This is a genomic window from Bifidobacterium sp. B4142, assembly GCF_026537325.1.
Classification (GTDB): Bacteria; Actinomycetota; Actinomycetes; order Actinomycetales; family Bifidobacteriaceae; genus Bombiscardovia.
Genome location: NZ_JAFNMJ010000001.1, coordinates 968,195 through 982,220, shown reverse-complemented (window position 1 = coordinate 982,220; position 14,026 = coordinate 968,195). Strand labels below are relative to the sequence as shown.

12 protein-coding genes are annotated in these 14,026 nt (G+C 63.4%); all 12 read right to left on the bottom strand.

All coding sequences use genetic code 11. From position 1 onward, the window contains the following. Nucleotides 1-3: 3 nt before the first annotated feature. Nucleotides 4-1,104 (bottom strand): DsbA family protein, encoded by a 1,101-nt coding sequence (locus J3U06_RS04390; RefSeq protein WP_267444420.1) that lies wholly within the window; start codon nucleotides 1,102-1,104, stop codon nucleotides 4-6. A gap of 155 nt (nucleotides 1,105-1,259) precedes the next feature. Beyond that, nucleotides 1,260-2,009: an orotate phosphoribosyltransferase gene (pyrE, locus tag J3U06_RS04385; RefSeq protein ID WP_267444419.1), complete on the bottom strand. Its 750-nt coding sequence runs from the start codon at nucleotides 2,007-2,009 to the stop codon at nucleotides 1,260-1,262. Further along, complete coding sequence (locus J3U06_RS04380) at nucleotides 2,006-2,953, bottom strand: dihydroorotate dehydrogenase (protein WP_267430532.1); 948 nt, start codon at nucleotides 2,951-2,953, stop codon at nucleotides 2,006-2,008. The genes pyrE and J3U06_RS04380 overlap by 4 nt, the downstream gene beginning before the upstream one ends. Beyond that, nucleotides 2,950-3,795 carry a dihydroorotate dehydrogenase electron transfer subunit gene (locus tag J3U06_RS04375; protein WP_267444418.1) on the bottom strand — a complete coding sequence of 282 codons (846 nt, stop codon included), beginning with the start codon at nucleotides 3,793-3,795 and terminating at the stop codon, nucleotides 2,950-2,952. Before J3U06_RS04375 ends, J3U06_RS04380 begins: the two co-directional genes overlap by 4 nt. Next, the gene (gene pyrF, locus J3U06_RS04370) at nucleotides 3,792-4,853 is read right to left on the bottom strand and encodes an orotidine-5'-phosphate decarboxylase (protein ID WP_267444417.1); all 1,062 of its coding nucleotides are present in this window, start codon (nucleotides 4,851-4,853) and stop codon (nucleotides 3,792-3,794) included. Before pyrF ends, J3U06_RS04375 begins: the two co-directional genes overlap by 4 nt. A 2-nt stretch (nucleotides 4,854-4,855) precedes the next feature. Then, complete coding sequence (locus J3U06_RS04365) at nucleotides 4,856-6,235, bottom strand: dihydroorotase (RefSeq protein ID WP_267444416.1); 1,380 nt, start codon at nucleotides 6,233-6,235, stop codon at nucleotides 4,856-4,858. Between the two features lies 1 nt (nucleotide 6,236). Next, a complete protein-coding gene (locus J3U06_RS04360) occupies nucleotides 6,237-6,650 on the bottom strand; it encodes an aspartate carbamoyltransferase regulatory subunit (RefSeq protein ID WP_045924450.1) in 414 nt (137 codons plus the stop codon). After that, nucleotides 6,647-7,654, bottom strand: coding sequence for an aspartate carbamoyltransferase (gene pyrB, locus J3U06_RS04355; protein WP_267399920.1), 1,008 nt, complete (start codon nucleotides 7,652-7,654; stop codon nucleotides 6,647-6,649). Before pyrB ends, J3U06_RS04360 begins: the two co-directional genes overlap by 4 nt. 70 nt (nucleotides 7,655-7,724) lie before the next feature. Beyond that, nucleotides 7,725-10,805 (bottom strand): bifunctional [glutamine synthetase] adenylyltransferase/[glutamine synthetase]-adenylyl-L-tyrosine phosphorylase, encoded by a 3,081-nt coding sequence (locus tag J3U06_RS04350; RefSeq protein ID WP_267399918.1) that lies wholly within the window; start codon nucleotides 10,803-10,805, stop codon nucleotides 7,725-7,727. An 85-nt stretch (nucleotides 10,806-10,890) separates the two neighbouring features. Continuing rightward, nucleotides 10,891-11,091: a carbon starvation protein gene (locus J3U06_RS04345; protein WP_267399917.1), complete on the bottom strand. Its 201-nt coding sequence runs from the start codon at nucleotides 11,089-11,091 to the stop codon at nucleotides 10,891-10,893. 86 nt (nucleotides 11,092-11,177) lie between these two features. Then, the gene (gene mmsB / locus J3U06_RS04340; RefSeq protein ID WP_267399916.1) at nucleotides 11,178-12,413 is read right to left on the bottom strand and encodes a multiple monosaccharide ABC transporter permease; all 1,236 of its coding nucleotides are present in this window, start codon (nucleotides 12,411-12,413) and stop codon (nucleotides 11,178-11,180) included. Beyond that, nucleotides 12,410-13,966 carry a sugar ABC transporter ATP-binding protein gene (locus J3U06_RS04335; RefSeq protein WP_267444415.1) on the bottom strand — a complete coding sequence of 519 codons (1,557 nt, stop codon included), beginning with the start codon at nucleotides 13,964-13,966 and terminating at the stop codon, nucleotides 12,410-12,412. The genes mmsB and J3U06_RS04335 overlap by 4 nt, the downstream gene beginning before the upstream one ends. Between the last annotated feature and the right edge of the window lie 60 nt (nucleotides 13,967-14,026).

The window sequence follows — 14,026 nt, the reverse complement described above, 5'->3', positions numbered from 1 at the left end:
GGTTCACTTTACTGCAAGCGCTTTTCCCTGCGCTCCGATGGAGGGCATCTTCCCCTGGTGGCCCACATCCTGCGATTTGAGTCCCAGGGCCTTGAGCAGGGCTCGATCCAGATGTTCCAATCCGCCTTGGCTCTTGGCCGCTGCGGTCAGATCCCAGACCCTGCCGTTGATCATGATGGTGGGAGTCGAAAACTCCCCTTTGGCGTCCTTGGCGTCCTTGCGGGTGATGGCATAGGCATTGACCTTGTCCACCCATGGCCTGTAGGTGCCCTGGGCGAAACGGTCTGCCAAAGTCCTGGGCACGCCCACGCCCACGGCCTTGTCGGCCAGACGTGCATCGGAGACCGCCTGATAGGAGCTTTCATTGGGCTGGAAGTCTGCTGCAAAGACGGCGGCAGCGAAGGCCGGCAGATGATCCGGATCCTCCTGGGCCACCATGGCCAGGGCGTTGTCCACGCGGCTGGAGTACTGGTCGCTGGAGGCCGAATCCAGGAAGTTCAAAAAGTTGTAGGTGACGTTGATCTGACCGGCGCTGATCATGCGCTGCAGCTGGGGATCGATGACCCGGCCCACCTTGCCGCACCAGGGGCACATGGGGTCCATGAAGATCTCAAGGGTCGGTGCGTCGGCAACCTTCTTCTTGCTGCCGACCCCCTTGGCTGAAACAGTCAGCCCTCCCTGATCGTCGGCCACCGAAGGCTTGACTGTAACCTCTTGCAGGGCCTTGTAGGCCTTGGCATCCCCGCTGGGACCCTGGCTGACTTGCGCGGCCGACGCTCCTGATGAAGGCTTTTGGGCTGACTGGTTGCCTGCGGAATGATCAGCCCAAAGCATGTATATACCTGCCGCAAGCACCAGCACAAGAGCTACCGCCACCAGTATCAACGGAACCCTCCGCGGGCTCAGTGCGGGTGCACTGTCTTCAGAGCCACTCTCCTGAGGCTGACCTGTCTCTACGGGTTTCTCCTCAGTGGCAATTCGCCCATCAGCAGGTTCTGCTGCATCAGCCGAAGTGGCCGAAACGGCAGGCTTGGTCGCATCCACCGCGTCTGCTGTAGTCTGGTCCGGTTCCTCATGACCGTTCTGTCCCAGAGGTTTTGTCATGATCCATGGCCTTCCTTGCGATGATGATCCGTCGGCCTGCCCGCCGGACCTTTACCAATCTACACGAGGGTCGGCCGACAGCATGACCGTCCGAAGAATGTGCGCTCATGTGGCCTGCATCCACAATAGGCCTGCCGATATGAGCCGGTCCTTGCTCAGGCCCCGTAGCGCTCCAGATAGTCCCTGGCGGCATCGGCCGTGCGCTGATCCAGAATGGGCGACCCGTCCGGGCCCTTCATGGAGGCAGCCGCATCGAAGATCTGACGGACGTTGACAATGCTGATGACCGGGAAGTGGAATTCGTCCATGATGGACTCGACAGCCGAGCCCTGGCCCTGTCCGGTGCGCTCCATCCGGTCCACGGAGAGCACCAGGCCGACGATGGTCACCTTGGCCTGGGACATGATCTTGGGCACCACCTGGCGTACCGCGGTCCCTGCGGTCATGACGTCATCCACCAGCAACACCCTCATGCGGTCCCTGAGCTGGGTGCCGACCATGAGGCCTCCGTCGCCATGGTCCTTGACCTCCTTGCGATCAAAGGTGTAGCCGACCGGCATGTCGTGCGCCCCGCTCAGGGCGATGGCTGTGGAGACGGCCAAGGGAATCCCCTTATAAGCCGGGCCGAAAACCGTGTCGATGTCGGCGGGCAGGGTCCCCTGCTTCACGGCCTGCACGATGGTCCGGGCGTAAAACTCCCCCAGCAGGGCGATCAACCGCCCGTCGTTGAAGGCTCCGGCGTTGATGAAGTAGGGCGAGCGCCGCCCTGACTTCAGGGTGAAGTCACCGAACTTGAGAGCCCCGCTCTGCAGCAGGAAGCTGGTGAAGCCCTCCTGGATTCGGCGGGTCTGCTCCTGGGCTTCCCCGTCTTGATTGGTCGTGTTTTCGGCTGCGGATGAGCTCATCGCCAGCACTCCCCTTTCTCGAGCAAATCGGCCAGCTCGGGCCGCTCGTCCAACAGATCGTCCAGCTCCCGGGCCACCCTCATGGGCGCCACAGGGTCTACCAGGGCCGCAGCCCCGACCTCCACGGCGTTGGCCCCCGCATAGAGGAATTCCAAGGCCGTGAGCCCCGAGTCGATGCCCCCGATGCCGATGATGGGAACCTCGGGCAGTGCCTGACGCACCCGCCAGACGAAGGACAAGGCAATAGGCAGGATACAGGGGCCTGAGACACCGCCGGTGCCCTGGGCCAGGATGGGTCTGCCTGTGTTGATATCGATGCGCATGCCCACCAGGGTGTTGATCAGGCTGAGGGCATCCGCTCCCCCATCGACTGCCGCCCGGGCCACCTCCACGATGTCGGTGACGTTGGGGGTCAGCTTGACCACCATGGGCTTGTCGGTCAGGGCCCGAAGGCGGGTGATCAGCCGGTTCAGGGCCTTGGCGTCAGTGCCTACGGACATCCCCCCATGAGAGACGTTGGGGCAGGAAACGTTGATCTCCAGCATGTCCGCCGGGGAGTCGGCCAACCGTTCCACGACCGTGGCATAGTCCTCGTCGCTGTGACCAGCCACATTGGTGATCACATTGGCTCCAAGGGCCTTGAGTCTGGGCAGCTCATCCACCAGGTAATGGTCCACGCCCGGGTTCTGCAGGCCCACGGAGTTGACCATGCCGGCTGGGCTTTCGGCGGTCCTGGGCGTGGGGTTGCCTTCCCAGGGAACCGGCGAAACCCCCTTGGTGGAGATGGCGCCCATCTGGGAGACGTCATAATAGCCCCCGCAGGCATCCAGGTTGAAGGTGCCCGAGGCCGTGCCCACCGGGTTCTTCCAGAGCGTTCCGGCCACAACGGTTCCATGCCGCCAGGCGTGCGGCTCCAAAGGATCCATGATTGTCAGCCCGCTCATCGTGTCTCCTTCTTGTCCTCGTCTGTATTCCAAATCAGACGGTCTGCAGCAAAGACCGGGCCGTCCTTGCAGACCTTGAGTCTGCCGTCCACGGTGTCGACCACGCAGGCCACGCAGGTGCCATAGCCGCACCCCATCCGGGACTCCATGCAGCACTGGGCAGGCAGGCCGGCCTTACGGGCCCAGGCGGCCACGGCCCGCATCATGGGCAGGGGGCCGCAGGTCAGGATGATGGTCCGCCCGGGATCGATGTCGCCGCGAACCCGGTCCAAAAGAGTTATCACATCCCCGGAGGCATTGTCGATGGATTCCAGCCGATCGGTCAGCGAACCCATGATGGCATCCGCGAACCGGTGGTCCCGGTAGCCCAGCAGGGCGGTGGTGCGGACACCGGACTGACCTTGCAGGCACTGGGCTGCGCGGATCAGCGGGGGGACACCCAGGCCGCCGCCCACCAGCAGATAGTGAGCCGGTTTCTCCAGGTCGAAGCCATGACCCAGGGGGCCCAGCAGGTCCACAGCCATGTCTGGCTGCAGTCGGGAGAACTCGTAGGTCCCCTGGCCCACTACGGCGAAGATGATCTCAATCTGCTCGCCCTCCAGAACCCGGCTGATGCCGAAGGGTCTGGGCATCATGGTCATCCGGTCGGCAGAGTAGAGGTTGATGAAGGCACCTGCCGGGGCGTGGGCTGCCAGGTAGGGGTCGCGGATGATCATCCGCCAGACCTGCCGGTCCAAGGGCTCCATGCCGGTGACCTGGGCGGTGCGCCGTCCGGGCAGCCGACCTGCCTCTTGGGCCTGCTCCTCCACCCGGCTGGTGGATATGAAGAGGTTGGGTTTCATCGGGCCTCCTTGATCGCCTGATTGAGATCGTCCTTCATGGCCTGCGCGGCTTGGCGGGCATCGCGGGTGACCATACCCAGGGCCGCCTGAACGCTCAGCTGCGGGCTGTAGTCCGGATCCTTCCGCCAGGCTGCGATGATCCCCCGTGAGGAGTTGACCACAGCGCCGCCGCCGGACCGGTCGAACATGGGCGCCACGTCGGCCGCCGAACCACCCTGGGCTCCGTAGCCGGGGACCAGGAAGAAGGTGTGGGGCATGGCCCGGCGCAGCAGTGCGCCGTCCTCGGGATGGGTGGCGCCGACCACAGCGCCAAGCCTGGAGTAGCCTGATTGGCCGATGGAGGGCTGCCCCCATGATTCGACCAACTCGCCCAAGCGCTGATAAATGGTGCCGCCGCCCGAGCTCACGTCCAGGCCCAGTTCCTGGATCTGGCTGCCCGAGGGGTTGGAGGTGCGCACCAGGGCGAAGAGGTCTCCCTGGATGTGTCCGGCCGCCTCCAGGAAGGGTTCCACCCCGTCGGAGCCTAGGTAGACATTGATGGTCAGGGCATCCTCATACCAGGGGAATCTCCCCCCTGTTGGGGCCGGCCCATCCACTGCCTGCCCCGAATTGAAGGGCAGGGGAAGCCCGTCCAGGTGGGCGGCGTAGGCCTCGGCCGTGGAGCCGATGTCGCCGCGCTTGACATCCCCGATGACATAGAGGCCGCGGTCGGCTGCAGCCCGGCAGGTGCCGGTGTAGGCCCTGATGCCCCAGGATCCCAGGGCCTCGTACATGGCGATCTGGGGCTTGACTGCGGGCACCAGGTCGCCCACGCCTTCCAGGATGGACAGGTTGAAGCGCAGATAGGCCCGGGCCAGGTGGTCCGCCCAGACGGCCTGAGCCTGTTCGCCCTGGGTCTGCTGCGGGTCCCTGGGGTCCAGGCCCATCTGGGCCATGCTTCCGGCGGCGCGCTGCCGGGCCTGTTCGATCAGCTGGCTGGGCAGCAGTTCCGGTCGCGGATCCAGGCCGACCACGGTCGGATTCTGCTTGTCCTGGATGAGCGCGGTCAGTCGGTCCATGCTCAGTTCCTTTCCCTGGTGATGACACGGCTTGCGGGCAGGCGGGAGAAGAGCAGACGCCCATCCTTGATGGTGGCCATGACCCGTCCGGTCAGTTCCACCCCGGCGAAGGGTGTGTTCCTCGCCTTGGAGTGGAAGCGGTTGGGATCAACCTTCCACTTGGCCTGAGGATCCAAGATAACCAAGTCGACGGGTGGCTGGCCGGCCTTATTGACCTTGTTGGCCATGTACGAGGGCAGGTCTTCGGGCAGGAACCGATGCATGCCCATGAGCTCGGCCGGGGCCAGGGACATAAGCTCAATCAGACGGTCATGGCTGATGAGCCCGCTTTTGACCAGAACCTGGTTGCAGACCGCGTAGGCAGTTTCCAGGCCGATGATGCCGTTGGGGGCATCCTTGAGCCCCAACGCCTTCTCAGCGGCAGTGTGGGGGGCGTGGTCCGTGGCGATCATGTCCACAGTGCCGTCGGCTACGGCCTCAAGGGCGGCCTGTTGGTCGGCACGGGACCGCAGCGGGGGGTTCATCTTGGCCATGCTGCCGCAACGCAGCAGGTCCTCGTCACAGAGGGCCAGATAGTGGGGTGCGGTCTCGCAGGTGACCGGCAGACCCTGGGCCTTGGCCCGGCGGACGGCTTCGAACCCGCCGGTGGTGCTGACATGCTGCAGATGCACCCTGGTGCCGGTGCGTTCCGCCAAGGCGATGTCCCGATTGATGATGGCGGTCTCGGTCGAGGCTGGAATCCCCTCCAGTCCTAGCTGACGGCTGACAGCACCAAGGTTGACCTGACCGTGATCGTGGTGTTCACAATGGTCCAGGATGGGCAGATCGAATTCCCGGGCATTGGCGGCCACAGCCTCCAGGGCCTGGTCGGTGACGGCCGAGCCGTCGTCGCTGATGGCCACTACAGGGTGTGCCCATCCGTGGCCGGGCAGATGCCCCGACCAGTCGTCTGGGTTTGAGGCCTGACGGCCTGCCCGGTCCTTGGTAGCAGCCACGCAGAGGGCATAGTCCACCGGCAGGCGCAGCCCGTGGTCACGCTCATAGGATTCCAGGTAGTCGATGACCGTGCACCCGTCGACCATCCTGGCATGACCGTCCATGGCGGGCTGGGTATTGGGCATGAGCAGTATCAGCCCATAGCCTCCAGCCGCTGCGGCAGCCGCGCCGGTGACCATATCCTCTTTATCGGTCTGCCCAGGGTCGCGCAGGTGAACGTGGGGATCGACCAGGGCCGGAGCCAGTACCAGCCCCGAAGCGTCTATCTGATCCGCCCCCGCCGACATGGCACCGGTCTCGTCAATCAGCGCGCTTTCGACTGCCTGGGGAAGCTCCAGATCGACCGTCCTGCCGCTGCGCCAATCAGTCAACCCCAGCAGCCGCATGTCAGTCTTCAGCCTTCTCGTCGCAGTAGTCGCAGCGGTAGACCCCGGCATCGTCCAGGTGGAAGCGTTGGTCCACACCGGTCTCCACCGTGGTCACACAACGGGGGTTGACACAGGTGATGACGTTGACCAGATGGTTGGGGCGGTCCGGCTGATGCTTGCTGACGATCCTGCCCTGCCGAACCACGTCCACGGTGGCCTCGGGGGCGATGAACCCCAAAGCGGTCAGGTCCAGATCCCCGGTCTGCTCGATCTTGATGATGTCCTTGGACCCGTACTTGCGGCTGTCCGTGTTCATGATCAGGGCCAGCCGGGTCTTCGCCGGGTCCACGCGCAGGTAGTGCAAGACCTTCAGTGCTGTGCCCGCACGAACGTGATCAATGATGATGCCATCAACAATACTGGTGACCTTCATGCCGCCACCTCCTTCTGCTTGCGATAACCGGGCAGCTCGTCACCCAGCAGGGCGCTCTCCAGGGCCATTCTGACCAGCATGCCATTGCGGACCTGCTGGAAGTAGGCCGCACGCGGATCATCGTCCACCTCCACGGCAATCTCATTGACCCTGGGCAGGGGGTGGAGGATGGCCATGTCGGGGCGCGCGGACCGAAGCTTGTCGGCATTCAGAATGTAGGTGTCGCGCAGGCGCAGGTAGTCGTCCTCGTTGAAGAAGCGCTCCTGCTGGACACGGGTCATGTAGAGCACGTCCAGGTCGCCGATGACCCCGTTCAGATCCCCGGTCTCCCGGTAGGTGCAGTCGGCCGAGGAGCGGATCCTCTCCAGGACGTATTCTGGGGTACGCAGCTCGTCGGGGCTGATCAGGACGAAGTCCACATGGCCCAGGCGGCAGAGGGTGGTGATCAGGGAGTGGACGGTGCGGCCGAAGGTCAGATCCCCGCACAGGCCGATGGTCAGGTGGTTCAGCCGACCCTTGCGGGCGCGGATGGTGGCCAGGTCGGTCAGGGTCTGGGTCGGGTGCATGTGTCCACCGTCGCCGGCGTTGATGACCGGGACCGTAGCTGCTTGGGAGGCCACCAGGGCGGCACCCTCCTTGGGATGGCGGATGGCCACGATGTCGGCGTAGTTGGAGACCGTCTTCAGGGTGTCGCTGATGGACTCCCCCTTGGAGACGCTGGCCAACTGGGCGCCGGCGAACCCGATGACCTGGCCGCCCAGACGGAGCATGGCCGTCTCGAAGCTGAGCCGGGTGCGGGTGCTGGGTTCATAGAAGAGCGTGGCCAGGACCCGGCCGTCACAGGTGTGGGCCACCTGGCGGCGATGGGTGTCGATGTAGGCCGCCCGATCCAGCAGGTCCAGGATCTGGGTCATGGGAATCTCGTCGAGGGTTACCACACTTCGCCCACGAAGGGGAACGACGGCGGAAGAGGTGTTGGATGCGTGATCAACTTGTTGGGACAACGGCTCACCTTCCTCAAGGTGGCCACCTTATGTGACCTGAACAAGCATACGACCCCGGATGGACCCAGGGTCAGCCCCCGTAAAAGAGCCGTTCCATGACCTGCCTGCAGCGGCGCATGGCCGCCAGCAGCTCGTTGACAAAGTGCTGGCCCCGGTGGGCCGGGTAGTCCAGGCAGACTGCGATGCCTCCCAGAACCTGCCCATCGTCAGGCAGGATGTCCGCCTGGGAAACACGTCCGGACCAGAGGAAGTTGGCGTTGCGGGCAGCCGTGCAAAGCACCCAGCTGCGGCGTAGGGCCTTGGCATCCTTGGTCTCGATGAGTCCCGCAGCCTCCAGGGCGTCCAAAGCGGTCAGCGTGCCGGTGACCTGCAGCTCAGGCAGATCGTGGGCATGGCGCAGCTGGAGGAGCTGAACCGTCCACTCCACATCAGACAGCCCTCCCCGGCCCAGCTTCAGGTGCCGGTCCCGACGCACGCCACGCGGCAGCCGCTCAGCCTCCATCCGGGCCTTGAGACGGCGTATCTGCCCCAGCTCCTCCTCGTTGGGCGGTTGCTGAGGATAGCGCAGTGGATTGGCCGTACCCTCCAGAAAGGCCTTGGCCAGGTCAGCATTCCCGGCTGCAAACCTGGCCCGGATCAGGGCCTGATGTTCCCAGGTCTCGGACCATTCGCGGTAGTAGCGCTGGTAGGAGTCCAGGGAGCGCACCAGAGGACCCTGGCGTCCTTCGGGGCGCAGGTCAAAGTCCAGGTCGATACCGGGTTCCAGACTGGCCCGTCCAGCCAGGACGGCCCGCAGGTCGGCGGTCACCCCACGTGCGAATTCCGCCGCCTGGTCCTGGTCGGCGCCCGAGGCTGGACGGTAGATCAGCATGATATCGGCGTCCGAGTTGAAGTTGACCTCCCTGCCTCCGTAGCGGCCCATGCCGATCACAGCCAGATCGGCTGGTGCGCTAGCCTGTTCCAAACGGTGATCCACAGCCCAGTCCAAGGCTGCATTGATGGCTGCATCGTAGACATCGGACATGCCCGCCAGGCAGGCCTGCTGATCGTCCACCCCGCTCATCCAGCCCAGTCCAATACGCTCGATCTCCTGTCGGCGCATGGCCCGCACTGCGGTGGCGAACTCCTCCAGCGAGTCCGCATGACGGGTGCGATAGGCCGCGGCGCGCTTGTCCAGAGTGGCTCGATCACGGGGGATCATGTCCTGGTCATGGCCCAGCCAGGTGACCGACTGGACGGACCGGGCCAGGGCACCGGATAAATAGCGTGAGTTGGACAGGACATGGCAGAGTCGGCGGGCGGCCGAAGTGGAGTCCCGCAGGAAGCCCAGGTAGGTGCTCTTCCCGCCGAAGTGCTCCTCCAGGGTTCGCCAGCCCAGCAGTCCCATGTCAGGGTCCTGTCCCTCCCCCAGCCACTGAAGAACGGCGGGCATGAGAATACGGTTGATCCGTGCCGATCGGGTCACCCCTGTAGTCAGTGCTGTAACGTGGCGGATGGCTGCATCGGGGTCGGCAAAGCCGATGGATGCGAACCGTGCGCGGGCCGCCTGGGGGCGCAGGCTGACCTCGTCCTCGTCCACCTGAGCGTTGATGGGCAGCATGGGGCGGAAGTAGATGGCCTGGTGAAGGTTGCGGACCTCGATCCTGGTGGCCTGGTATTGGGCCAACATCTGGTCGGCATGCAGGCCGAAGGCCCGGGCCAGCCGTCGCAGATCGCGGTTGTTCTCCAGTTCCTCCAGGCTGGGCGGCCGCTGGCCGATGGTGCCTGAACGGTTGATTTTCGGAAAGAGATGGGTGCGACGCAGCTGCCAGATCTGCAGACGATGCTCCATGACCCGCTCGAACCGATAGTCGTGATCCAGCAGGTCGCCGTGCCTGGCGGAGATGTAGCCGCCCTGGGCCAGTGCCTGCAGGGCATCCAGGGTGGCCGGGCAACGCATATCAGGATCGCTGGAGCCATGGACCAGCTGGAGCATCTGGACGGTGAATTCCACGTCCCGCAGTCCCCCCTGACCCAGCTTGATCTCACGCTCCTTGCGGTCCTCGGGTATCAGTCGTTCTACCCGTTGGCGCATCCGCTGGCAGTCGTAGACGAAGTTGGGACGCTGGCAGGCACCCCAAACCAGGGGTTCGACCATGGCCGCATACTCCTGGCCCAGGGCCTTGTCGCCCGCGACCGGACGGGCCTTGAGCAGGGCCTGGAACTCCCAATTTTCAGCCCATTGGGCATAGTAGTCAGCGTAAGAGGCCAGACGCCGCACCAGGGGGCCATCACGCCCCTCGGGCCGCAGGGCAGTATCAACCTTCCAAAGCGGTGGCTCGGTCGATCCGGGAATGACCGCCTGGCAAACCCGTTGCAGGAGGACGGCCATGGCAGTGCCCACGGCGATGGGATCGGTCTCCTTCGGATCCGTCCCTGATGCCGGCTCCACCAAGTACATGAGGTCCACATCGGATACGTAGTTGAGTTCCTGGGCGCCCAGCTTACCCATGCCAATGACGGTCAGACGGCATGAATCCGCATTGGGAACCTGACGGCAGGCGATGCTCAGAGCCCCTTGAAGTGCAGCATCGGCCATGTCGGACAGGGCCCGGCTGATTGCTGGCTCCAGCTCCAGGGGATCCTCAGCTGCCAGATCCCGGGTCATGACGGCAGCCAGTTGCAGCCGGTATTCAAACCGCAGTGCATCGGCGTAGGCCGCCAGTGAGGGCGCCGAATCCGAATTCTTCTCCACTCTGTCCATGGCGTCAAGAACCCGCTTCTGCCTGGTTTCCGCAGGGCAGTCAGCCAAGTGGTCGGGATCCTGGGCGGCCGCCTCTACCAACTCCGGCCGCGAGCGCATCAGTCGCCCCATGGCCTCCGAGGCCCCCAGCACCCTGATCAGCGACTGGGCGGCATCTTGGTTTTCCTGCGGGGATCCAGCCAGAAAGTCCGGCCGGGCTCCCTGCGGACACTGCTCCAGGATTCGTATCAGCCCAGCAATGGCTTCATCCGGATCGCAGGCCTGGTCTAGGCTCTGGACCAGGGTTTGCTCCAGCTCCCGATCGTCCACCAGACGGGCAAGCCGATCCAGCCGAACCCGGGCCTTGTCCAGGTCGTGCAGCCCAAGGTGGATCAGGGTCGAAGTGGTCGGTTGCGCTGGATCTTCCATGACTCATCCCCTGCCTTTGCTTAAGACTCCACAACGACTCTGATGTCTGCGGAACCGGTACAGGCATTATAGGGGTGACGGGTCGTCAGCCCTTGCGCCCCTCCCGGAAGGCGCAGACGGCACAGTATACGGTGACAACAGCCAGGCACACGGTGAAGATCAGTGTGGGCCATGTCAGCAGGCTGCCGTCCCGCACGGCCTCAGCCAGGGATTGGACCAGCCAGATGGCGCAGGCAGCAGCAGTCAGGCCATACATCCGAGAACGGGCCTTGCCGGTGATACGCACGATTGTGCTCCTTTTTGCAGATGTTCGAAAGATGAATGATCGGCTTAGGGGACGTGAAGTGCCCATCCCCTAAGCCGATGGTCAGGTCAGCTCTTGCGGCGCTTGGACATGACATCAACAGCCACGGCCAGCAGGAGCACCAGGCCCTTGATGGTCTTGACGATGGCTGTATCCACACCCATGATGGACAGCCCCTGGTTGATCACACCCATGACGAAGGCTCCAACGACGGCCCCGGGAATGGTTCCGATGCCGCCGGTGACAGCCGTGCCGCCGATGAAGCAGGAGGCGATGGCATCCATTTCGAACTCCATGCCTGCCTGAGCTGTGGCCGAGGCCAGTCGTGAAAGCATGCAGATGGCTGCCACGGCCGACAGGAAGCCCATGTGGACGAAGAGAGTGAAGTCCACCCGTTTGGCGTTGATGCCCGAAAGCACAGCGGCCTTGCGGTTGCCGCCCACTGCGTAGACATGCCGACCGAAGACGGTCCTGGTGAGGATGAAGTTGTAGATCAGGACCAATACGGCCACAATGACCAGCATTATCGGTGTCCCGCCCTGGTTCTCATTGCCGGAGGAGGCCAGCAGGTAGGTCACGAAGAGGATGACGACTGCGGCCACGATGATCTTGCCGGTCATCAAGGCCTTGGGTTCGGGAACCAGACCTACGGCCAGGGTCTTGCGGCGGCGGGCGATCTGCGACCAGGCATAGGCCAGGATGCAGATGATGCCCAGCACCACGGTCAGGCCGTCGAATGGCCCCCACCATCCCAGGATGTTGGGCAGGTAGTCACGGGCGATCCCCCTGAACTGAGCGGAGGTGATGGGCACGGACTCGCCGACGATGACTGTGGCCAGACCACGGAAGATCAGCATGCCGGCCAGGGTGGTGATGAATCCTGGAATGCCGATGACAGCGACCCAGAATCCCTGCCAGATGCCGATCAGCAGGCCCACGATCAGGGACAGGCCGATGGCCAGGATCCAGTTGACTCCCATATGTTCCATGAGGATGGCGCAGACGCCACCGATGAAGGCCACCAAGGAGCCCACGGACAGATCAATGTGGGTGGCGATGATGACCATGACCATGCCGATGGCCAGAATGATCACGTAGGCGTTCTGCTGGATCAGCGAGACGAAGCTGTTGGGTTTGAGCAGCACACCCTTGGTCAGTATTTCGAAGACGACCACGATAACCACCAGAGCGCCGACGATGCCATACTGGCGGGCGTTGCTGGCCAGGGAGGCCAGAATGCCCGGTCCTGCCTGTTCTTGTTCCACCGCCTGCGCGGCGCTCTTGTTGCTGTTGGGCGAGCTCATCTGGCTGCCACTCCCTTCTTTTCCTGGGTCATGCCCTTCATCAGATATTCCTGCGAGAAGTCTTGACGCTCCACGTTGTTGGTGATGACTCCCTGGCTGACCGTATAAATCCGGTCACAGATGCCGATCAGCTCGGGTAGCTCCGAGGAGATGACCACCACAGCCTTGCCCTGGTCGACCAGCCGGTCGATGATCTCGTAGATCTCATACTTGGCTCCCACATCAATGCCTCGGGTGGGTTCGTCCAGGATGAGCACATCAGGATCCGAGATCACCCACTTGGCCAGCACGACCTTTTGCTGGTTGCCGCCGGAAAGGGTGGAAACGGGCACGTCGATGTTGCTGCACTTGATGTTGAAGTCCTTGCGGTACTCCTCCACCCGTGCCCTCTCCAGGTTCTCGTTCATGACCCCGTGACTGCTCATCTTCTTGAGCGAAGCCATGGAGGCATTTTCCCTGATGTTCTGCAGCAGGTTGAGTCCGAAAACCTTGCGATCCTCAGTGGCGTAGGCCAGGCCCGAATCGATGGCCGACCGGACGTTTGGCAGCTCGATCTGACGGCCATGCATCTCGATTCTGCCGCTGATATGGCTGCCATAGGACCGCCCGAAGATGCTCATGACCATTTCGGTGCGACCCGCACCCATCAGTCCCGCCAATCCGACGATCTCACCCTGGTGAACCACCAGATTGGCATGATCGACCACGGTGCGGGAGGGATCCTGCGGATGGTGGACGGTCCAATCGCTGACCTTGAGCACCTCCTTGCCGATGTGCGGCACGTGCTCGGGATAGAGGTTGGTCAGCTCACGGCCGACCATCTTCTGGATGAGCAGATCCTGATCCAGAGGATGGTCCGCATCAATTCTCATACCGCCCACCGTGGAGCCATCGCGCAGAATGGTCACACCATCCGCAATCTGTCCCACCTCGCCCAGCTTGTGGGTGATGAGGATGCTGGTCACTCCCTGCTGGTCACGCAACTGCCTGACCAGATCCAGCAGATGCTCGGAATCATCGTCGTTCAAGGCGGCTGTGGGCTCATCCAGAATCAGCAGCCTGACGTGCTTGGACAGCGCCTTGGCGATCTCCACCAGCTGCTGCTTGCCCACTCCAAGATCCATGACCCTGGTGTCTGGTTTCTCGTTCAGGCCCACACGCTCCAAGAGACGCGAGGCCTTGGCCCTGGTGGTGTCCCAGTCCATTACGCCATTGTGGGCCTGTTCATTGCCCAGGAAGATGTTCTCGGCAATGGACAGGAAGGGGCTCAGCGCCAGCTCCTGATGGATGATGACGATGCCGTCGTCCTCCGAATCATTGATGGTGCGGTAGCGGCAAGGCTTGCCATCGAACAGGATCTCGCCGGTATAGCTGCCACGCGGGTAGACCCCGGACAGCACGTTCATCAGGGTGGACTTGCCGGCCCCGTTTTCCCCGCAGATGGCATGGATTTCGCCCTTGTGCACGTCCATGTCGACATTGGACAGGGCTTTTACCGGACCGAAGGTCTTGGTGATCCCCTGCATTCGCAACAAGACGTCCTCGTCGGACATGCTTTCACCTCCTGTGCGCCGACCGTCCCTCCCCTTAACAGGAAGCGGGACAGTCCGGCG